This window comes from Nocardioides sp. 1609, from assembly GCF_004522105.1.
Lineage (GTDB): Bacteria > Actinomycetota > Actinomycetes > Propionibacteriales > Nocardioidaceae > Nocardioides.
Genome location: NZ_SPUJ01000002.1, coordinates 229,499 through 250,555 on the forward strand (window position 1 = coordinate 229,499; position 21,057 = coordinate 250,555).

Sequence of the window (21,057 nt, forward strand, 5' to 3'; positions counted from 1 at the left end):
GGATCGGGCGGGTCGGGGTGGGTGCTGCGGCCCGCCGGCCGGACGGCCGGGTGGCGACGTCCGGCCGGCGGAGCCGAGGGGATCAGCAGCCGGACTCGAGGCACTCGGCGGCGGTGCCGAGGTTGACGAGGTTGAAGTCCTCGTCGAAGCCGTAGGTGAACCAGGTGGCCGGGTCGTCGGTGTAGAGCTTGTGGTCGTCGGCGGAGAAGGGCGACTCGATGGTCAGGTCGGGACCGATGTGCACGGTCTTGATGTCCTCGATGGCCTGGCGCACCGCTTCCTTGTCGCTCGCGTCGCCGACCTCCTTGACCGCCTGGGCGTAGATGTCGAGCATCGCGTAGGTGCTGATGTTGTTGGTCGGGATCGCCGGCGCGTCACCGGTGGCCTCCTGCACCTGGTCGAGCACCCACTTGTCGCCGCCCTCGAGGAAGTTGCGCGGGTCGACGATCTGGATGTTCTCCCACTGGGACGGCTCGGCGACGTCCTTGTAGTTGGTGAGGATCGTGCCCGTGGTCATCACCGTCGCCGGCGCGTAGCCGGCCTGCTCCATCGAGCGGGTCACCGTCGCGGTGTCGGCGCCCTGGGTGATCCCCATGAACACCGACTCGACACCGGCGTCCTCGAGGCGCTTGACGATGGCGTTCGCGTCGGCCGCGCCGGGCTGGATCGTCTCCTCGACGGTGAGCTCGTGGCCGTTGGCCTCGGCCCACAGCTTGAGCTGGTCGAGGTTGGACTGTCCGAAGCCGTCGCCGGAGAACACGATGCCGACCTTGGCGTCGTCGGCCCAGAGCCGCTCACCCAGGATCGACATGATCTGCTGGTTGGTGAAATTGGTCTGGAAGGCCCAGTTGGGCTGGGTCTCGTAGTTGATGATCTCGTCGGCGTTCGGCCCGGCGAGCAGCCACGGGACGCCGCTGCGCTGCACGGTGTCGGCGACCTGGAGCGCGTTGCCGGAGAGCGGCGGGCCGAGGATCGCGTGCACGCCCTCCTCGTTGATCAGCTTGCTGACCGCGCGGGCCGTCTCCTCCGGGGAGGCCTGGTCGTCCTCGGAGACGACGTCGAACTTGACGCCGTACTGCTCCTCGAAGTCGTCCGAGAACGCCTCGAAGTCCTGCGCCATGTACTCGTAGTAGAGCGAGGCGGGGCCGGTCTTGGGGCCGACCACGCCGAGCTTGACGGTGATGATGCCGTCGGCGTCGGCCTTGCCGCTCGCCTCGTCGTCGCTCCCGCCGCCGCAGGCGGCGAGGACGAGACTGGCGGTCGTGGCCAGGGCCGCGAGCTTGATCGCGGACCGGGACGGGGATGACCAGATCTTCATGGGGGTCTCTTCTCTCTGAGAGGACTCGCGGGTCGCTGTGACGCAGGTCGCACCGAGGACGTCGTGGGTGACCTTAACCACTTTGAGTCACTTGCCACAAGAGGTGAATCAACTAGTCCAAAACTTTGCTCGCCTGTCTTCGAGATTGATGCCTAGACTGCGGCCATGCCCCGCACCGCCGAACCCGCTGCCGCCGGCGATCCCGCCCCGGCCCCCCGCAGCCGTGCCGCGGACCGTCGCGAGGGCTCGGGAGCGCCGTCCGAGCTGATCGCCGCCGCCGAGCGCCTGTTCTCGGCCCGGGGCATCGACGGCGTCTCGCTGCGGGAGATCACCCGGGAGGCGAACCAGCGCAACACCACGGCGCTGCAGTACCACTTCGGCGGGCGCGACGGGCTGCTCCGCGCCCTCGTCGAGAAGCACATGGACACCGTCGCCGTGCGCCGGGCCGCACTCCTCGACCACGTCGAGGGACGCACCGACCTGACCGCTCGCGACGGCGCGTCGATGCTCGTGCAACCGCTCATCGCCAAGCTCACCAGCGACGACGGCGGACCGGCGTTCCTGCAGGTCGCCGCCGAGATGCTCAACCGCACGCACCGGCTGATCGACCCCGACGAGCCGGTCGGCCCGGTCATCTACGACGCGCTCGGCTCGCTCGACCGATGGTCGGCGACGTTCGAGGACGTGATGCCCGCCGGCTCCACCGGGGCCCCGCTGCACCGCCGCTTCGCGGTGATCCGCTTCGCCCACATCGAGATCGGCCGGCGTGCCCGGGTCGGCCCGCCGATCAACGTCCCGCTCTTCACCAGCCAGCTGATCGACATGGTGGCCGGCCTGCTCACCGCCGAGCTCTCCGAGGAGACCCAGCGCCTGCTCGCCGAGCGCGAGACCAGCGGCGGCACCGGCTCGTAGCCGGCCGGCGTCAGGCGGGGGCGCCGGCCCAGGCCGTGGCGACGTCGTCGAGGGTGCTGGCGCGGCCGGGGGACGCCGGCACGGGGTCGCCGGCCGAGAGCCGCGGGGCGGCGCCGCCGACGGCGTACCCGTCGGCGGTGGCGACCAGCGAGGAGCGAGCGGCGACGTGCGGGTGGGACGGCGCCTCGGCGAAGGTCAGCACCGGGGTGACGCACGCGTCGGTGCCGCCGAAGACCTGCTCCCAGTGCGCGCGCGGCCGGCTCGCGAAGACCTCGGCGAACCTCGTGCGCAGGGGCTCCCATGTCGAGCGGTCGTCGCGGTCGGGCAGGGCGGCGACGTCCAGGCCCAGGCCCTGCAGGAGCAGCGCGTAGAACTGCGGCTCGATGGACCCGACGGCCATGAAGCCGCCGTCGGCGCAGCGGTAGGTGCCGTAGTACGGCGCGGCGCCGTCGAGGAGGTTGTCGGACCGCTCGTCGCGCCAGTCGCCCGTCGTCCGGAGCTCGAGGATGCCGGCGAGCAGCAACCCCGCGCCGTCGACCATCGCGGCGTCGACGACCTGCCCCTCCCCCGTCGTCGCGCGCTGCACCAGCGCCGCGAGGACGCCGTTGACGAGCAGCATCGAGCCGCCTCCGTAGTCGCCGACGAGGTTGAGCGGCGGCAGCGGCTGGCCGGCGGTGCCGATCGCGTGCAGGGCGCCCGTGAGCGAGATGTAGTTGATGTCGTGCCCGGCCGTGGTCGCGAACGGGCCGGTCTGGCCCCACCCGGTCATCCGCGCGTAGACCGTGCGCGGGTTGCGGGCGCGCACCTCGGCGGGACCGAGACCGAGCCGCTCCATCACGCCGGGACGGAAGCCCTCGACCAGCACGTCGGCGCCGGCCACGAGGTCGAGCACCCGGTCGCGCTCGTGCGGGTCCTTGAGGTCGGCGGCGACGGTCGTCCGGCCGCGGAGGGTGTGCTCGCTCGGCGGCTCCACGACGCCGGGCCGGACGACGCGCACGACGTCCGCGCCGAGGTCGGCCAGCATCATGCAGGCGTGGGGGCCGGGCCCGATGCCCGCCATCTCGACGACGCGGACACCGGTGAGGGGCTGGTTCATGCGGGGGACTCGCTTCCATCGGGACGACGTGGGGACGACGTCGGGCGGGTGGGTCAGACTCCGGCGACCTCGCGGGCGCGGCGGAGCAGGACGAGGGTGGCGGCGTGCAGGCGGTCGCCCACGTCGCGCGGCGCCAGGCCGGCGCGGGAGCGGGCGTAGGTGCCCTCGAGCACGATGCCGAGCTTGAAGCAGGCCATCGCGACGTACCAGTCGACGGCGCCCAGGTCGCGCGTCGAGTGCTCGCCGTAGTGGCGCACGAGCTCCTCGCGGGTCGGCAGCCCGCCGGCCCGCCCGATCGCGGCGTCGACCACCTCGACGTCGTCGCCGCGCGGCCAGGTGGCCAGCAGGGCGCCGAGGTCGAGCAGGGGGTCACCGACGGTGGCCATCTCGAGGTCGACGATCGCCGCGACGTCGCCCGACGTGGGCGTGAGCATGACGTTGGCGAGGTGGTAGTCGCCGTGGATCAGGCCCGGGGTCCAGTCGACCGGACGGTGGGCGTCGAGCCAGTCGCCGAGCGCGTCGACCCCGGGGAGGTCCGGGCCGGCGTACCCCGCGAGCGAGGAGTACGACGCGAGCTCGCCGCGCCAGCGCTCGACCTGCCGCTCGAGGAACCCGACCGGCTTGCCGAGGTCGCCGAGCCCGACGGCCTCGTGGTCGACGGCGCCGTACGCCGCCAGCGCGCGGGCGACCGCGAGACCGGCCCGGTGTCGCAGGGCCGGGTCGCCGGCGTAGGGCTCGGGGAGCTCGAGCGCCGGGTTGAACCCGTCGACCGGCTCCATCAGGTAGAAGACCGCGCCGTCGAGGACGTCGGTGTCGAGGCAGGCCGCGACCAGCCGCGGGTGCGGCACGTCGGTGCCGGCGAGCCCGGCGAGGACCCGGATCTCGCGGCGCAGGGCGTCGTTCGAGCGCGGCCGCAGGTGTCGGGGTCCGCGCCGGAGCACCAGGTCGCGGTCGCCGCGGCGCAGCCGCAGCATGATGTTCTGCGTGCCGCCGCCCAGCGGGCGGACGTCGGTGACGGGGCCGGCGCCGAGCCCCTCGGCGTCGAGCCAGCCGAGCAGCACGTCGAGGTCGACCCCGTGGTCGACGCCGGGCCCGCTCACCCGGTCAGGCCTCGACGCCGTAGAGCGCGCGGGCGTGCCGCTCCTGCTCGTGCCGGACGTAGGAGGGGAACTGGGCGTCGTCGGCCTTGTAGTCCTTGAGCACCTCGCGGGCCACGACCATCTTGTGCACCTCGGTCGGGCCGTCGGCGAGACCGACGTGGAAGGAGTTGATGACCCACTCGGCGAACGGCATCTCGTGACTCAGCCCGAGCGAGCCGTGCAGGTGCAGGGCGCGCGAGGAGATGTCGTGGAGGACCTGCGGCATGATCGCCTTGACCGCGGAGACGTTCTTGCGGATCGCCTTCCAGTCCTGCCCCTGGTCGGCCATCCAGGCGGTCTCGAGCACCAGCAGGCGGAACTGCCGCAGCTGCACCCACGAGTCGGCGATCTTCTCCTGCACCATCTGCTTGCGGGCGAGCACCTCGCCCTTGGTGCTGCGCGACAGCACCCGCTCGCAGGTCATGTCGAAGGCACGGGTGGCCTGCGCGAGGGTGCGCATGGCGTGGTGCATCCGGCCGCCGCCGAGGCGGGTCTGGGCGATCGCGAAGGCCTGGCCGGGCTCGCCGAGGATGGCGGAGTGCGGCACCCGGACGTCGGTGAGACGCAGGTGGGCGTGCGTGTCCTCGCGCTCGCCGTAGAAGCCGTAGTTGCGCACGATCTCGATGCCGGGGGTGTCGGTGTCGATGATGAACATCGAGGCCCGCTGGTACGGGCTCTCGGCGTCGGGGTCGGTGACGACCATCATGATGTAGAAGGCGGCGGTCTCGGCCTCGGAGGCGAACCACTTCTCACCGTTGATGACCCACTCGTCGCCGTCGCGGACGCCGGCGGTCTGGAACAGCAGCGGGTCGGCCCCACCCTGGGGCTCGGTCATCGAGAAGCAGGAGACGACCTCGTTGGCGAGCAGCGGCTCGAGGTACGTCCGCTTCTGCTCCGGGGTGCCGAAGTGCGCCAGGATCTCGGAGTTGCCGGTGTCGGGCGCCTGGGCGCCGAAGACGATCGGCCCGAAGCGCGACATGCCGAACTTCTCGTTCATCAGCGCGAGCTTGAGCTGGCCGTAGCCGGGGCCGCCGAGCTCGGGGCCGAGGTGGCAGGCCCACAGGCCCCGCGCCTGGACCTCGGCCTGGAGCGGGCGCACGAGCCGGACGAACTCGGGGTCGTGGATGTTCCACTGGCTGCCGAGGAGGTAGTCGAGGGGCTGCACCTTCTCGCGGACGAAGGTGTCGATCCAGTCCAGCTCGGGCTGGAACTCGGGGTCGTTCTCGAAGCTCCACATGGCGGTTCGACCGTCCTCTCGCGCCCGCCGGGTCGTTCCCGCGGCGTCGCCACCTTGCAGTACGGACGCCCGACAAGTCAATGCGTCCTACTCATTAAGTCATACAGTTGCATTATCGAGGAGGGTGAGACCGCGCTCGAACAGCACCGGCACGCCGCCGCCCATCAGGGCACTGACCTCGTCGACGCGCCGACCGGTGACGTGGAGGTGCAGGTTGAACGCGGCGATCGCGCCGTAGCGGAAGCACGCGAGGGCGCGGTACCAGTCGTAGTCGGGCAGCGGCGCGCCGCCGGCGTCCTCGTACCAGCGGAGCAGCTCGGCGGGGTCGGCCTCGGTCGCCAGGACGGCGCGACGCTCGGCGTGCCAGCACGCGGGATCGGTCATCATCGACAGCCAGCCGAGGTCCAGCCCGACCGGACCGACGCCGGCGATCTCCCAGTCGATGACGGCCACGAGCCCGCCGGCCGCGTCGTAGAGCACGTTGTGGGTCTGGAAGTCGCCGTGGAACACCCCGACGCGGTGCCGCCCGGGGTCGTGCGCGACGAGGGCCGCGCCGAGCCGGTGCCCGGCCCCGACCCAGGCCGGCTCGGGAGAGCGCTCGAGCAGCCGGCCCCAGAAGGCGACCTCGGACGCCGCCGTCCGCGGCTCGTCCCAGCCGGGCAGGGCGGCCTCGGCGTCGACGGCGTGCAGCGGCACCAGCGCCGCGACCGCCTGCCGGAGGTACGGCGCGACGGCGTCCGGGTCGACCCGCGCGGCGCCGGCCCGGCCGTGCATCGGCAGCGGAAGGGCGTCGAGGTAGGGCTGGACGACGGCGTCGGTGCCGAACCAGGCGGGGTCGTCGGTCGACCAGAGCACCGGGGCGACCGCGACCCCGTGCCGCTCGAGCGCGCCGATCAGCGGCACCTGGCGCAGCACGTCGGTGTTGCCGCTTCGTCGCACCCCCGGCGGGGAGAGCCGGACGACGAGACGCTCGGCGCCGCCGTCGTGCCCCACGCGGAAGCCGAAGCTCAGCCCGGCGTTGCCGGGCATCGGGGCGACGTCGCTCACGACGGCCGTCGGGCCGTGGCGCTCGCGCGCCCACGGGGCGAGCAGGCCGGTCATCCGGGCCACGTCGAGGGGGGCGGCGGGTGACGGCGGCATGCCGTCGAGACTAGCGTGGAATCCGAACGAGCGTTCGGGTATGAATGGGGCCATGCCGCAGCCGACGTACGACGACCTCACCGCCCGGACCGACCTCCTGCCGGCCTACCAGCGGCTCGTCGTGCCGCCCGAGTACGAGGACCACAACGGGCACATGAACATCGCGCACTACCTGACCACGACGTCGTGGGGGGTCCAGCACGCCTTCCACGCCTGGGGCGTCCCGGAGAGCTGGATGGGCGAGGCCCGGGTCGGCACGTTCAGCGCCGAGCACCACCTCGCCTACCTCGGCGAGGTGCACGTCGGCTCCGAGGTGTCGGTCCGGGTGCGCTGCGTGGCGCGGTCCCCGCGCGGCCTGCACGTCGTCGGCTACCTGCTCGACGACACCCACCGCACGCTCGCCTACGTGATGGAGCTCCTGACCCTCCACGTCGACCTGACCACCCGGCGCACCCGCACCTGGCCCGACGACGTCGCCGCCGGGCTCGACCGCGCGGTCGCCGCGCACGCCGTCCTCGACTGGCCGGTCACGGGCTGCCTCGCGGTCCGCTGAGACGACCCGCCCGCACCGGTGGGTCGCGGCGGACCGGTCAGCGGGCGCCGCGGACCATCGCGCCGCCGATGATGTGCTTCATGATCTCGTTGGTCCCGCCGTAGATCTTCTGCACGCGGGCGTCCTGGTAGGCCCGGGCCACGGGGTACTCGACCATGTAGCCGTAGCCGCCGTGCAGCTGCAGCGCCCGGTCGACCACCCGCGTCTGGACGTCGGTGGCCCACCACTTCGCCTTGGCCGCGTCGACCTCACCCAGGTCACCGGCGTTCCAGGCACGCACGCAGTCATCGACGTAGGAACGGGTCACGTCGGCCTCGGTGGCCAGCTCGGCGAGCTCGAAACGGGTGTTCTGGAAGTCCGCCACGGCCCGACCGAACGCCTGGCGGCCCACGGTGTACTCGAGCGTCGTGGCGACCACCGCGTCGGTGACCGCGACCGCCTGCGCCGCGATCGAGAGCCGCTCCAGCGGCAGCATCCGCTTCAGCTGTGCCAAGCCCCCACCCTGGACGCCGAGCAGGTTGTCCTCGGGCACGAACACCTCGGTGAAGGCCAGCTCCGCGGTGTCCTGGGCGTGCAGCCCGATCTTCCTCAGCTGCCGACCCCGGCTGAACCCGGGCATGCCCCGCTCGACCACCAGCAGGCTGAACGCGTCACGCCCGGCGTCCGGGTCGGTACGGGCCACCACCACGACCACGTCGCACTGGATGCCCGAGGTGATGAACGTCTTCGCCCCGTCCAGGACCCACCCGCCCTCCACCCTGCGAGCCGAGGTCCGGATCCCCTGCAGGTCACTGCCGGTCCCCGGCTCGGTCATCGCGACCGCAGCGATCAGCTCACCGCTGCACAACCCCGGCAGCCAGCGCGCCTGCTGCTCGGGGGTGCCCAGCTCGGTGAAGTACGGCACCAGGATGTCGTCCTGGAGCGAGAACGACGACGCGAGGCTCCCGGCGTACACCCGGGCGAGCTCCTCCAGCACCACCATCCGGTAGCGGTAGTCGCGCGCCACCGCACCACCACCGTGCTCCTCGGGCCCACTCAGCCCCACCACGCCCTGCCGGCCCGCAGCCACCCAGGTCTCGCGGTCCACGTGACGCTGCTCGTCCCACCGCTCCACGTTCGGCTCGACCTCACGCGCGACGAACTCCCGCACGCTCGCGCGGAACTGCTCGTGCTCGGCCTCGTACAGGTGTCGCTTCATCGGGTGCCCTCCAGGGTGCCGGGATCGGAGCTGCTCGGGTCGAGGTCGCTCGGGTCGAAGACGGGGGCGGGGAACGCCGCGAGGACGTCGGGGACGTCGTCGGGCACGCGGTCGACGAAGACCGGAGCCCGCTTCTCCAGGAACGCCGCGATGCCGTCGTGCGCGTCGGCGCTGACGCCGCGCAGGTTGATGCCGAGGGTCTCGGCGGTGTGGGCGACCACCGGGTGCTCGGCGCCGAGCATCCGCCACATCATCCGCCGCGTGAGCGCGGTCGAGACGGCGGCGGTGCTGTCGGCGATCTCTCGGGCCAGCGCGTACGCCGCGGGCAGCAGGTCCTCGGGCGCGTGCAGGCTGCGGACCAGCCCGCGCTCGTGCGCCTCGGCGGCCTCGACGACGCGCCCGGTGTAGACCCACTCGAGGGCGGTCTGCATCGGGACCACCCGCGGCAGGAACCAGGTCGAGCAGGACTCCGGCACGAACCCGCGCCTGTTGAAGACGAAGCCGAACCGGGCCGTCTCCGACGCCATCCGGACGTCGCACGGCAGGGTGATCGTCGCGCCGACCCCCACGGCGGCCCCGTTGACCGCGGCGATGATCGGCTTGTCGAGGTCGAACATCCGCAGCACCACCCGGCCGCCGCCGTCGCGCCGCACGGGCAGGTCCTGGCCCGGGACGTCGTACGTCGTCCCGGGCGGTGCGGTGTCCGAGGCGCGCCAGCGCGCGAACGCCTCGGCGGACTCCGACAGGTCCATGCCGGCGCAGAAGGCCCGGCCGGTGCCGGTGAGGACGACGACCCGGACGTCGGGATCGGCGTCGACGGCGTCCCAGACCGCCATCAGCTCGGCCTCCATGACGTCGGTGAAGGCGTTGAGCCGGTCCGGGCGGTCGAACCGCACGGTGGCGATCCCGTCGGCGACCTCGAGGGTGATCTCCTGCATGCTCCCACGCCCTTCTAAACGTTCGTTCGGTTTTCTGAGCCTAGCCGAGGACCACCCCCGGGACGCGCGGAACGACGGGGGGTGGTCCGAGCCGCACGGGTCCATGACACGGTGGGGGTCCGGCGCCGCGTGCGTGCCGGCTCCCCAGCCGGTCGGCGTCGATCCCCCCATCTACCCGACGCGCACGTATGGAGGCACCCCCATGCCTGTCAACCTGAAGATCCACACCCGCCTCGCCGGACTCGCGGCCACCGCCGCGGCGACGGCGCTCGTCGTCGTCGGACCGGTGCCGACCAGCACGGCGTCCGCCCCCGCACCCGCGGCCGGCCCGACGTCCAGGGCAGCATCCGGGCCGCCGCCCGGCCACCCGATCACCGAGCTCGTCGGGCAGTTCCCACTGCCCAAGCTCACCGAGACCGAGGCCCACCTCAGCCTGTCGAAGTGGGGCTACCGGTTCCAGGCCGGCATGGCCGACAACCAGGTGAGGATCACCGAGGTCGGCAACCGGCTCCGCTTCGCCGACGCCGCCGCGCGCCGCTGGGCGCACCTGCCGAAGACCTGCCAGCGCCGCCCGGCCGACGTCGGCATCGCCGCGTCGTGCCGGATCCCGGCGAGCTTCAGGAGCAGCCGGATGTTCCTCGAGGTCTGGCCGCGCCTGGGCGACGACACCGTCGACGGCTCGACCCTGTCGGCGAAGTACCGCATGTGGGTGCTGGTCGACGAGGGCGACGACACGATCCACCTCGGCGCCGGTGCCGACTTCGCGAACGGCGCGTTCGACGACGACACCGTCACCGGCGGCCGGGGCAACGACTGGATCCGCGTCGGCACCGGGTCGAACGCCGTCGACGGCGGTCCCGGCCGGGACCGCCTGATGGGCGGCGACGACCGCGACCTCATCCGCGGCGGACCGGGCGTCGACCGGCTCGGCGGCCACGGCGGGCAGGACGTCCTGTGGGGCGAGGGAGCCGACGACATCGTCGTCGGCGGCTCGGGCAGCGACGTCGGCTACCGCGAGGGCGAGGACCGGTTCCGCGAGGTCGAGTCGGTGCGCTGAGCAGGCACCACGCGCCTCCGGGACGTGTGACGCCCCCCGCACCGTGGTCGACGGTGCGGGGGGCGTGCTCGTGGTGCAGCGGGCCGGGTCAGGCCGGCTGCAGGGCGCCGAGGATCGCGCGGACCTCGGCCTCGGTGCCGGCCGCCTGGAGGCGGGCGACCTGGTCGGCGTCGACGAAGATCTCGGCGATCTTGGCGAGCAGCTTGAGGTGCTCGTTGCCGGCGGAGGCGATGCCGATGACGAACCTGACCTCCTTGCCCTTCCAGTCGACGGGCTCGGCGTAGCGCACGAACGTGATCGCGGTCCGGCTGACGCCGCTCTTGGCGTCGTTGGTGCCGTGCGGGATCGCCAGCAGGTTGCCCATGTAGGTCGACACGGAGCCCTCGCGGGTGTGCATCGCGTCGGCGTAGGCCTGGTCGGCCGCCCCCGAGGCGACGAGCAGGGCACCGGCGCGGGTGATCGCCTCGTCCCGCGACTCCGAGGGCGCGTCGAGCACGAGCGAGCCCTCGGGGAGCAGCGAGTCGGCCGAGGCCAGGGACTCCGTGGTCGCCGGCTCGGCCGCGGTGGCCGAGGCTGCGCCGCCGGCACCGTTGCGCTGCTCGACCAGCTCGACGATCTCGTCGTAGCGCGGGCTGTTCATGAAGTTCTCGACCGACACGTGCGCCGCGGACGGCGTCCGCTGCTGGGCCCGGGCGGTGAGGTCCTGGTGGGTGACCACGAGGTCGATGTCGTCGTTCAGGTTCGAGATGGCCTTGTTGACGACCGAGACGTCGGCGAACCCGGCCGCGCGGATCTTCTTGCGCAGCACCGAGGCGCCCATGGCGGAGGAGCCCATGCCGGCGTCGCAGGCGAAGACGATGCTGTTGATCGGGCCGCTGGCGGCACCGGTCAGCATCGAGGAGACCGAGGACTTCTTGCCCTTCGTGGCCTCCATCTGCGCCGTGGCGGCGGCGAGGTCGCCGTCGTCCTCGGACCGGTCGGTCTTGAGCAGCAGCGAGGCGATCGCGAAGGTCACGGCGGCCGAGGCGGCCACCGACAGGGCGACGCCGAAGTAGGAGCCCTTCGCGGTCTGGGCGAACACCGCGATGATCGAGCCGGGCGAGGCCGGGGCACGCAGGCCGGTGTCGAAGGCGACGTTGACCGCGACGCCGGTGGCGCCACCGGCGATGACGGCGAGGAGCAGCTTGGGCTTCATCAGGACGTAGGGGAAGTAGATCTCGTGGATGCCGCCGAAGAAGTGGATGATCGCCGCGCCGGGGGCCGAGGCCTTGGCCAGGCCCTTGCCGAAGAACGTGAACGCCAGCAGGATGCCGAGCCCCGGGCCGGGGTTGGCCTCGAGGAGGAAGAGCACCGACTTGCCGTTCTCCGCGGCCTCCTGGAGGCCGAGCGGGGTGAGCGCGCCGTGGTTGATCGCGTTGTTGAGGAAGAACACCTTGGCCGGCTCGATGAACACCGAGGTCAGCGGCAGCAGGTTGTTGTCGACGAGGGTCTCGACGATGTTGCTCGCGATGTTGGTGATCTCGTTGACCAGGCGGGCCACGGCGAAGAAGCCGAAGATCGCCATCGCCAGGCCGGTGATGCCGGCCGAGAACTGGTTGACCAGCATCTCGAAGCCGGACTTGACCTTGCCGTCCCAGAGCGAGTCGAGCTGCTTCATCACCCAGGCCGACAGCGGCCCGAGGATCATCGCGCCCAGGAACATGTGGATCTGGCCGAGCTCGGTGAACTCCGCCTGGGGCTTGCCGGCGGCGAGCCAGTCGGTGAGCGCGTCGGCGTTGGTGTTGGCGATCAGCAGGTCCGAGCCGGCGATCGCACCGATCACCGCGAACGCGCCGACGACGGCACCGCGGTCGCCGTAGATCATCCGGCCGCCGGTCGCGGCGATGATGATCGGGAGCAGGTAGTGGATCGCCGGGCCCACGATGGTGGCCAGGTCCGCGTTGGGCAGCCAGCCGTCCGGGATGAAGAGCGCGGTGAGGAAGCCCCACGCGATGAGTGCCGGGATGTTCGGCATGATCATGTTCGACATCGCGGTGCCGAACTTCTGGATGCGTACGCGGAGCCCGTCCGAGCTCGTCGCGTGCGTTGTGCTGGTCGCCATCAGCGCCTTCTCCCTACACGGGGGCTCTCGGCCCCGACCTGGGCACGGACCGCCGGACACCCGCCGGAGCGGCTGTGACGGCAGTCACGCGAATCTGTGAATGCCTTTATATCTTCGACCTGAACCCCCGTCAAGCAAAACGAACCAACATGTTCGGGTCCAATCCCACATTTGTGCGTTAGGGTCCCTTCATCCCGGACAACGACGTTGAGGAGAGACACCATGAAGGCCCTGAGGTTCTACGCACCCGAGGACGTCCGACTGGTCGACGTCCCCGAGCCCGAGTGCGGCCCGGACGAGGTCAAGATCAAGGTCAAGAACTGCTCGACGTGCGGCACCGACGTCAAGATCAAGAAGAACGGCCACGTCAACATCACCGGTGAGACCACGCTCGGCCACGAGGTCGCCGGCGAGGTCGTCGAGGTCGGCGCGGACGCGCTCGGCGGGTTCCAGGTCGGCGAGCGCGTGCAGTGCATCGCCGCCGTCCCCTGCGGCGAGTGCCACGAGTGCCGCAAGGGCTGGATGGAGGTCTGCCAGAACCAGACGTCCGTCGGCTACCAGTACGACGGCGGCTTCGCCGAGTACATGATCGTCCCGCAGCAGGTCCTCAAGGTCGACGGCCTCAACCGGATCCCCGACAACGTCGGCTACGACGAGGCCTCCGCCGCCGAGCCGTTCGCCTGCGCGATCAACGCCCAGGAGCAGCTCGGCATCGAGGAGGGCGACTTCGTCGTCGTCTTCGGCGCCGGCCCGATCGGCTGCATGCACATCCGCATCGCCCGCGGCGTCCACCAGGTCGGCACCGTCGTCCTGGTCGACATCAACGACGAGCGGCTGAAGATGTCGGCCGACGCCGTCCAGCCCGACCACGTCATCAACGCCGCCGACGTCGACGTCGTCGCGAAGGTCATGGAGCTCACCGGCGGCCGCGGCGCGGACGTCGTCATCACCGCCACCCCCGCGAACGTGACCCAGGAGCAGGCGATCGCGATGGCCGCGCGCCAGGGCCGGATCTCCTTCTTCGGCGGCCTGCCCAAGAACGACCCGTTCATCAAGGCCGACTCGAACCTGATCCACTACCGCCAGCTGCACGTGCACGGCGCCAACGGCTCCTCGCCCGAGCACAACAAGCGGGCCCTCGAGTACATCTCGACCGGCCAGGTCCCGGTCAAGGACCTCATCACCCGCCACGTCCCGCTCGACGACGTCATGTCGGTCTTCGACATCGTCGCGAAGGGCGAGGCGATCAAGGTCACCGTCGAGCCGTAGGTCCGTGGCGCGCTGACCCGTCACCCATTGGTGACGGGTCAGCGTGATCTCGACGCTGACCCGTCACCTATCGGTGACGGGTCAGCGGGAACGGGGGGCGAAGGGAGCGCCGGGGGCGAAGGCGCGGCCGGCGAACCGCTCCCCCACCAGCTGGTGCGTGGCGGCGTCGGGGTGCAGCCCGTCAGGGAGCGGGTGCTCGGCCTCGTCGGGCTCGCCGTACAGGTCGGGACCGTCGAGCAGGTGCAGGCGGGGGTCGGACGCCGTCCGCTCGGCGACGACCCGCGCGAGCTCCTCGCGGACCACCCGGAGCGTGAGCCGGCCGGCCGGGACGTCGGCGGGGTCGCCGGTGGCGACGAAGCCGAGCCGGCCCTCGGCCAGCGCCGCGAGGTCGGGGGCGAGCGGGCCCGGGGTGTCCTCGTGGAGGGGGCAGCGGAGCGGGGTGACGAGGAGGAGCGGCACGTCCGGGTGTCCCTCACGGATCGTGTCGAGGAACCCGTGCACCGCCGGGCCGAACGCGCGACGCCGCATCAGGTCGGTGTTGACCACGTTGATGCCGACCTTGATGCTGACCAGGTCGGCGGGGGTGTCGCGCAGCGCGCGCGCCGTGAACGGGTCGAGCAGTGCACCGCCGCCGAAGCCGAGGTTGACCAGCTCGACGCCCGCGAGCCGGGCCGCGACGACCGGCCAGGTGCCGGTCGGGGTGGCGGCGTTCGAGCCGTGGCTGATCGAGCTGCCGTGGTGGAGCCAGGTACGTCGTCCGGTGCGGTCGAGCGGCCCGACCGGGGCGTCGGCGCGCAACGCGACCAGCACGGTCGTCTCGTCGTGCGGCAACCAGATCTCGACGTCCTTGGTCCCGGCGGCGAGGCCGTCGAAGCGCACCGTCGCCGGCGCGCCCGCCTCGTGGCCGAACGTGCCGGTCGTCATGTCGACGGTCAGGACGTCGCCGCCCACCGCGCTCCCCCGGGCGACGACGGCTCCGTCGACCACGAGGTCGTAGCTGCCGTCGGGCCGGCTCGGGGCGCCGACGTAGACCCGCTTGGTCGGGATCGTGTCGAGCTCGAGCACCGTCGCCGCGGTGCGGAACGCCAGCCGGACGCCGGCGGGCTGCGACTCGGCCATCGCCAGCTGCGGGTCGGCGTTCTGCGCGCGGGCACGGGCCGGGAGCCGGTGCGGGACGAGCCCGCGGTCGGTCCGCTCGAGCTCGATCGCGCCGCGCACCAGGTGGTCGAGCGGGATGTCGGTCAGGGTGGGCACGTCAGGTCCTCGGGTCGTCGTCGGTGGTCGGCCACGAGCGCAGGAGCGCGTCGAGGCTGTCGATCACGCGCACCCAGGACTCCTGGGAGTCGGGCGCGCTGTGGCTGAAGGCGCCGCGGAGCTCGAGGCTCACGTAGCCGTGGAACACGCTCCCGAGCAGCCGGACGGCGTGGGTCCGGTCGGGCTCGGCGAGGTGGTAGTCGCGCAGCACGGCGCGGGTCATCGCCGCGTGCCGGGGGCCGGCGCTGGCCAGCGCGGTCTCGTGGTCGAGGGGGTGCTGCGCGGCGGCGTACCTCCCGGGGTGCTCGCGGGCGTAGTCGCGGAACACCCCGCCCAGCGCGGCGAGCGCGTCGCGGCCGGCCCGACCGGCGAGCTCCCCGGCGGCCAGGTCGGCGAGCTCGGCGAGCGCGAGCAGCGCGATCCGGGTCTGGAGGTCGCCCAGGCCCGCGACGTGGGAGTAGAGGCTGGCCACCTTCACGCCGAGGCGCTCGGCGAGCGCCGACAGCGTCACCTCCCCGAAGCCCACCTCGTCGGCGAGGTCCGCTCCGGCGACGGTGACCCGTTCCGCGTTCAGTCCTGCTCGCACCATGTCTCCATCGTAATTCACCTACAGGCATTAGGTAAATTCCGATTTTCTTCAGTCTCGGCAGGGCGTGGATGGGTGGTGCGGCCGACGGCGTGGTGGGATGCACGCATGACGAGCACGAGCAGCAGCCACAGCCCCGTCGGCATCGACTTCGGCGGCTCCGGGATCAAGGGGGCCCTGGTCGACCTGGAGCGGGGTGACTTCGACGGGGAGCGCAGCCGGATCCCGACACCGGAGCCCTCGACCCCGGACGCGGTCGCCGCGGTGCTGGTCGAGCTGCTGGAGGCGCTCGGCGGCGACGGGCCCGTGGGGGTCACGGTGCCCGGGGTGGTGCGTGAGGGCGTCGTGCGCAGTGCCGCGAACATCGACCCCTCCTGGATCGGTGCCGACGCCGCCGCCGTCTTCGGCACCGCCACCGGACGCCGGGTGCTCGCGCTCAACGACGCCGACGCGGCCGGCCTGGCGGAGGCGACGTACGGCGCCGCGCGGGGCCAGCGCGGCCTGGTCATCGTCACCACCCTCGGCACCGGCATCGGCTCGGCGCTCCTGCAGGACGGCGTCCTGGTGCCGAACTCCGAGCTCGGCCACCTCGAGGTCGAGGGCCGCAACGCCGAGTCGCACGCCGCCAACAGTGCCCGCGAGAAGGAGGACCTCTCCTGGGAGGAGTGGGCCGAGCGGCTCACGACCTACTACGGGACGGTCGAGCGGCTGCTCTCGCCCGACCTGTTCGTCGTCGGCGGCGGGGTCAGCAAGCACGCCGACCAGTTCCTGCCGATGGTCCGCATCGACACCCCGATCATCCCCGCGGTGCTGCGCAACAAGGCCGGGATCATCGGCGCCGCGCTGCACGCGAGCCGGGCCTGAGAGCCGGGCCTGAGAGCGGGCCTGGGACGACGATGAGCGGCGACAACGAGGGGCAGCGCTCCGACTGGACCGACGCCGGGCGCGGCTGGGTCGCGCAGGAGGCCGTCTTCGACGCCGCCTTCGCGCCCGTGACCGAGGCCATCCTGACGGCCGCCCGGCTCACGACGGGTGATCGCGTCCTGGACGTCGGCTGCGGCTCCGGCACCCTGCTCGCCGCCGCGACCGCGGCCGGTGCCGAGGCGGTCGGGGTCGACATCTCCCCCACGATGGTCGAGGCGGCCCGCCGCCGGGTGCCGGCCGCGACGGTCGCGCTCGCCGACGTCCAGGAGAGCGACCTGCTCGACGTCGCCCCGGGACGCCCGTTCGACCGGGTGGTCTCGCGCTTCGGCGTGATGTTCTTCGCCGACCCCGTCGCCGCGTTCTCCCGGGTCCGGGCGGCCGTCGCCGACGACGCCACCCTCGTCTTCGCGTGCTGGCGCACCCGCGAGGAGAACCCGGTCTTCACCCGCGGCACCGACGTCCTCACCCGGCGGCTGCCGGCCGCCGAGCCCGAGGCGGACGACGCCCCCGGCCCCACGACGTTCGCCGACCCCGCGCGGCTCCGCGCCGTGCTGTCCGCGGCCGGCTGGGCGCCCACGGTCGCGCCGTTCGACTTCGTGTGCGACTACGCCGCGGCCGACCCCACCGGGCGCAGCGACGGGGTCGAGGAGCGCCTGGCCGTGGTGCTGGCGACCTCCACCGGCGCCCGGGCCCGCGCCGTCCTCGAGCCCGGGCTCGGCCCGGACGGATGGGCCGCTCTCGTCGAGGAGGTCCGCGCCGACCTGCGCTCGCACCTCGACGACGACGGTGCGCTGCGGATGCCCGGTGCCGTCTGGCTCGTCACCGCGACCCCGGCCTGACCGCACGGCGCGTCTCCGCGGTCAGGACTGGACCGCCACCTCCCCGCCGGCACGACTACGCTGGTCGTCCAAGGGTGCGAGCCGGGGTCCTCCACCGAGATGGCAGCGGGGAAAGGGGCCGGACGTGCCGCACGGCGACCTCTACCGCCAGATCGTCCGGTCCTTCACGGACGGGATCGTCGCCCTCGAGCTCGACGGCACGATCCGCTTCGCGAACCCGAGCGCCGAGGCGCTGCTCGGCGTGGCGCCGCTCCAGGGGCTGCACATGGAGCAGTTCCTCGACGACGCGGGCCGAGGTCACGGCGCCGACTACCTGCAGCGTGCCGCCGGCGGCGAGATCGTCGGCGTCGAGCTCGACACGATGCTGCTGCGCCACGACGGCTCCCCGCTGTGGGTCAAGCTGCGCCAGACGGGACTCATGGACGGCGACCGCGTCGTCGGCGTCATCCTGCGGCTGACCGACAACCACGAGACCAAGCAGCTCCTCGAGGACGTCAGCGCCAGCCGGGAGCGCCTCGTCCGGGCCGAGCGGATCGCGCGCAGCGGCAGCTGGACCTGGGACGTCGCGGCCGAGGTCGCGTCGTACTCCGACGGCCTGGTCGAGCTCTACGGCGAGCACACCGAGGCCCTGATGGGACGCCGGCGCGAGGCCCTCATGGCCATCACCCACCCCGAGGACCACCAGCGCCTGGACGCCGCGATCGACGCCCTCGCCTCCGGCGCGGAGCCGGTCGTCGACCTCGAGGTCCGCCAGCGCGGCCGCAAGGGGTGGATGTGGGCCCGGCTGCGGGCCATCGGCACCTACGACGAGGACGGTGGCCTGGTCGAGGCGGTCGGCACCTACCAGGACGTCACCCGCGCGCGGGACACCGAGGACCAGCTCCAGGACCTGGTGGCGCAGAACTCGCTGATGCAGGCCGTCGCCACCGCCGCGAACGAGGCCGCGTCGCTGCACGAGGTCCTCCTCGAGGCCCGCCTGCTGGTGCTGGTGCACGACGACTGGACCCGCGCCCGCGCCTTCGTCCCCTCCCCCGGGGCGACCTCCTTGGTGCCCCTCGTCGTCGACCCCGACAGCAGGTTCACCCCGGTCGAGGACCCCGACGACCCGGACGACCCGGACGCCGCCGCACGTGAGCTCGCGACCGCCGAGGAGGCCTACCGGCGCGGCGAGCCGGTGTGGGACACCGACCGCCGACTCACGATCGCGTTCCCGGTGATCCTCGACGACGAGATCCTGGCCGTCCTCACGATGACGTCGCGCCCGCCGCTCTACCGGCACGAGATGATCCGGGCCATGGCCGAGCAGGCCGCGGTCCAGCTCGCCCGCGTCGCCGAGCGGGAGCGCTCGGCGCGCCAGCTCGCGGCCGCCCGCGACCGGGCGGTGCGGGCCTCCGAGCACAAGTCGGACTTCCTGGCGACGATGAGCCACGAGATCCGCACCCCGCTCAACGGCATCATCGGGCTCAACGAGCTGCTCCAGTCCACCGACCTCTCCGACCGCCAGCAGCACCTGGTCTCGGGCATCGCGGTGTCGAGCCGGTCGCTCATCGAGCTCACCAACGACATCCTCGACTTCGCCAAGATCGAGGCCGGCCTGCTCGAGGTCGAGGCCGTCGACTTCGAGGTCCGCGAGGTCCTCGCCGAGGTCGCGAACGTGCTGGCCGAGAGCGCCCGCGCGCGCGACATCGAGCTCCTCGTCTCGTGCAGCCCCGACGTCCCGGGCGTCGTCGCCGGCGACCCGGTCCGGCTCAAGCAGGTGCTGCTCAACCTGGGGTCCAACGCCGTCAAGTTCACCGCGTCCGGCTCGGTCGAGATCCGCGCCACCACCGAGCCGACCCCCGCGCCCGCCGAGCCGACCACCGAGCCGCCCGCCGAGCCGACCGACGCCGGCGCCGTGCTGCGCGTCGAGGTCCGCGACACCGGGATGGGCATCACGCCCGCGCAGCTGCGCCACATCTTCTCGCCGTTCGCCCAGGGCGACACCTCCACGACCCGGCGCTTCGGCGGCACGGGGCTCGGGCTGGCGATCTCCTCCGAGATCGTGGCCGCGTTCGGCGGCGAGATCGGGGTCGAGAGCCGGCCGGGGGTCGGCAGCACGTTCTGGTTCACCGCCCGGTTCGGGGCCGCACACGGCGGCCCCGTCACCGCGACCCTCGCCCGGGCCCGCCGCGCCCTCGAGGGCAGACAGGTGCTCGTGGTCGGCGACGAGGCCCCCAACCGCACGATCCTGCGCGAGCAGCTCGGCTGGTGGGGCGTGGTCTCCACCGAGACCGGGAGCTCCCCGGAGGAGCTCGCCGCCCTGACCGGCACGACCCCCGACGGCCGCCCGTACGACGCCGTCCTGCTCGACCTGGCGGTGCCCGACGCCGACCGGCTCGCGCTGGCCACGACGGCGCCGCGGGCCGCCCACCCCGGTGACCCGGCGATCATCCTGCTCACGTCCGCGGCGGCACCGCCCGACGACACCCTCGCCGCGCTCGGCATCACCGGCTGCCTGACGAAGCCGGTGCCGTCGGTCACCCTCCGCGAGGTCCTCCTCGCCGCCCTGGTGCCGCACGCCGACCGCGACGCCGCAGCACCGCCGGAGAGGGCCCCGAGCGGGCGGGGCGTGGTGCTGGTCGTCGAGGACAACGCGATCAACCAGCTTGTCGCCCGCGGCCTCCTCGAGGCCATGGGGTACGCCGTGGAGACCGCCGACGACGGCGAGGAGGCCCTCGTCCGCATCGAGGGCGGCGCCTTCGACGCCGTCCTGATGGACGTCCAGATGCCCCGTCTCGACGGCTACGACACGACGCGGGCGCTGCGTCGCGCCGATGCTCGCGACCGGCGCGGACGCCGGCTGCCGATCCTCGCCATGACGGCGGCCGCCGTCTCCGGCGAGCGGGAGCGGTGCCTGGCCGCCGGCATGGACGACTTCATCACCAAGCCGGTCTCACCGACCGGGCTCGGCGCCGCGCTGGCCCGCTGGGTCGGCGAGGACCACGACCCTGCCGACGTCCCCGCCGACGTCCCCGCCGACGGTCCCGTCGAGGGCGTCGAGGGCGACGGGGACGCCGCCGAGGTCGACGGCCGGCGCGAGCCCACCGGCGAGCACCTCGACCGCGAGCGGCTGGGCATGCTGCTCGAGCTGCGCCCCGACGACACGTCGTACCTCGACCGCGCGATCGGCAACTTCCTGGGCCGGCGCCACGAGGTCGTCGCCACGTTGACCCGGGCCGTCGAGGACGCCGACGCGACGGCCCTCGTCGCCGCGGCCCACTCGCTGCGCGGCAGCGCCGGCAACCTCGGGCTCCCCGTCGTCGCCAGCCTCTCCGCCGCCCTCGAGGAGCTCGGCCGGCTCGGCGGCACCGCCGGCTCCGCGGCGCTGCTCGACGACCTCCTCCTCGAGCTCGACGAGTCCTGCGTGGCCCTGGAGCGCTACCGGTCCTGGTACCAGTCGCGGGCCGCCACCCCGTGACCACGGCGCGCGCCACCCGTGCGTCCGGCGCGTCGTCCT

General features: G+C 72.8%; 17 protein-coding genes. 7 read left to right on the plus strand and 10 right to left on the minus strand.

Features of this window, described 5'->3' with window-relative positions:
• Positions 1-82: 82 nt before the first annotated feature.
• On the minus strand, positions 83-1,318 hold the full coding sequence (locus tag E4623_RS06050; RefSeq protein WP_134765632.1) for an ABC transporter substrate-binding protein: 1,236 nt from the start codon (positions 1,316-1,318) through the stop codon (positions 83-85).
• A 165-nt stretch (positions 1,319-1,483) separates the two neighbouring features.
• Between E4623_RS06050 and E4623_RS06055 the strand changes: the two genes are divergently transcribed.
• On the plus strand, positions 1,484-2,230 hold the full coding sequence (locus tag E4623_RS06055) for a helix-turn-helix domain-containing protein (RefSeq protein ID WP_134765633.1): 747 nt from the start codon (positions 1,484-1,486) through the stop codon (positions 2,228-2,230).
• A gap of 10 nt (positions 2,231-2,240) precedes the next feature.
• Here E4623_RS06055 and E4623_RS06060 read toward each other — a convergent pair whose 3' ends face one another.
• The 4 genes from E4623_RS06060 to E4623_RS06075 all read right to left on the minus strand — a co-directional run bounded on the left by E4623_RS06060 (position 2,241) and on the right by E4623_RS06075 (position 6,842).
• Positions 2,241-3,326: a CaiB/BaiF CoA-transferase family protein gene (locus tag E4623_RS06060; protein ID WP_134765634.1), complete on the minus strand. Its 1,086-nt coding sequence runs from the start codon at positions 3,324-3,326 to the stop codon at positions 2,241-2,243.
• Positions 3,327-3,379: 53 nt separating this feature from the next.
• Positions 3,380-4,426, minus strand: a complete 1,047-nt coding sequence (locus tag E4623_RS06065) for a phosphotransferase family protein (protein ID WP_134765635.1) — start codon at positions 4,424-4,426, stop codon at positions 3,380-3,382.
• A gap of 4 nt (positions 4,427-4,430) precedes the next feature.
• Positions 4,431-5,702, minus strand: a complete 1,272-nt coding sequence (locus E4623_RS06070) for an acyl-CoA dehydrogenase family protein (RefSeq protein ID WP_134765636.1) — start codon at positions 5,700-5,702, stop codon at positions 4,431-4,433.
• Between the two features lie 99 nt (positions 5,703-5,801).
• Positions 5,802-6,842: a phosphotransferase family protein gene (locus E4623_RS06075; protein WP_167736500.1), complete on the minus strand. Its 1,041-nt coding sequence runs from the start codon at positions 6,840-6,842 to the stop codon at positions 5,802-5,804.
• 52 nt (positions 6,843-6,894) lie between these two features.
• Between E4623_RS06075 and E4623_RS06080 the strand changes: the two genes are divergently transcribed.
• Positions 6,895-7,395, plus strand: a complete 501-nt coding sequence (locus tag E4623_RS06080; protein ID WP_167736501.1) for a thioesterase family protein — start codon at positions 6,895-6,897, stop codon at positions 7,393-7,395.
• Positions 7,396-7,432: 37 nt separating this feature from the next.
• On the opposite strand, the gene E4623_RS06085 is transcribed toward E4623_RS06080, so the two are convergent.
• Positions 7,433-8,593 carry an acyl-CoA dehydrogenase family protein gene (locus E4623_RS06085; protein WP_134765639.1) on the minus strand — a complete coding sequence of 387 codons (1,161 nt, stop codon included), beginning with the start codon at positions 8,591-8,593 and terminating at the stop codon, positions 7,433-7,435.
• Positions 8,590-9,531: a crotonase/enoyl-CoA hydratase family protein gene (locus E4623_RS06090; protein WP_134765640.1), complete on the minus strand. Its 942-nt coding sequence runs from the start codon at positions 9,529-9,531 to the stop codon at positions 8,590-8,592. Before E4623_RS06090 ends, E4623_RS06085 begins: the two co-directional genes overlap by 4 nt.
• Before the next feature lie 202 nt (positions 9,532-9,733).
• Here E4623_RS06090 and E4623_RS06095 point away from each other — a divergent pair, with 202 nt between their 5' ends.
• Positions 9,734-10,588, plus strand: a complete 855-nt coding sequence (locus tag E4623_RS06095) for a calcium-binding protein (RefSeq protein ID WP_134765641.1) — start codon at positions 9,734-9,736, stop codon at positions 10,586-10,588.
• Positions 10,589-10,676: 88 nt separating this feature from the next.
• Here E4623_RS06095 and E4623_RS06100 read toward each other — a convergent pair whose 3' ends face one another.
• Positions 10,677-12,689, minus strand: a complete 2,013-nt coding sequence (locus E4623_RS06100; protein WP_134765642.1) for a PTS mannitol transporter subunit IICBA — start codon at positions 12,687-12,689, stop codon at positions 10,677-10,679.
• 222 nt (positions 12,690-12,911) lie between these two features.
• Between E4623_RS06100 and E4623_RS06105 the strand changes: the two genes are divergently transcribed.
• Positions 12,912-13,958: a zinc-dependent dehydrogenase gene (locus E4623_RS06105; protein WP_134765643.1), complete on the plus strand. Its 1,047-nt coding sequence runs from the start codon at positions 12,912-12,914 to the stop codon at positions 13,956-13,958.
• 81 nt (positions 13,959-14,039) lie between these two features.
• Here E4623_RS06105 and E4623_RS06110 read toward each other — a convergent pair whose 3' ends face one another.
• Positions 14,040-15,212: a GDSL-type esterase/lipase family protein gene (locus E4623_RS06110; RefSeq protein ID WP_134765644.1), complete on the minus strand. Its 1,173-nt coding sequence runs from the start codon at positions 15,210-15,212 to the stop codon at positions 14,040-14,042.
• A gap of 1 nt (position 15,213) precedes the next feature.
• Entirely contained in the window at positions 15,214-15,801 is a 588-nt protein-coding gene (locus E4623_RS06115; RefSeq protein ID WP_134765645.1) for a TetR/AcrR family transcriptional regulator, read from the minus strand.
• 105 nt (positions 15,802-15,906) lie between these two features.
• On the opposite strand from E4623_RS06115, the gene ppgK reads away from it, so the two are divergent.
• The 3 genes from ppgK (at position 15,907) to E4623_RS06130 (ending at position 21,018) form a co-directional block, all read left to right on the plus strand.
• Complete coding sequence (gene ppgK / locus E4623_RS06120; RefSeq protein ID WP_134765646.1) at positions 15,907-16,662, plus strand: polyphosphate--glucose phosphotransferase; 756 nt, start codon at positions 15,907-15,909, stop codon at positions 16,660-16,662.
• A gap of 32 nt (positions 16,663-16,694) precedes the next feature.
• Positions 16,695-17,561: a class I SAM-dependent methyltransferase gene (locus E4623_RS06125; protein WP_134765647.1), complete on the plus strand. Its 867-nt coding sequence runs from the start codon at positions 16,695-16,697 to the stop codon at positions 17,559-17,561.
• Between the two features lie 124 nt (positions 17,562-17,685).
• Positions 17,686-21,018 carry a PAS domain-containing hybrid sensor histidine kinase/response regulator gene (locus E4623_RS06130; protein WP_167736502.1) on the plus strand — a complete coding sequence of 1,111 codons (3,333 nt, stop codon included), beginning with the start codon at positions 17,686-17,688 and terminating at the stop codon, positions 21,016-21,018.
• Positions 21,019-21,057: the final 39 nt, after the last annotated feature.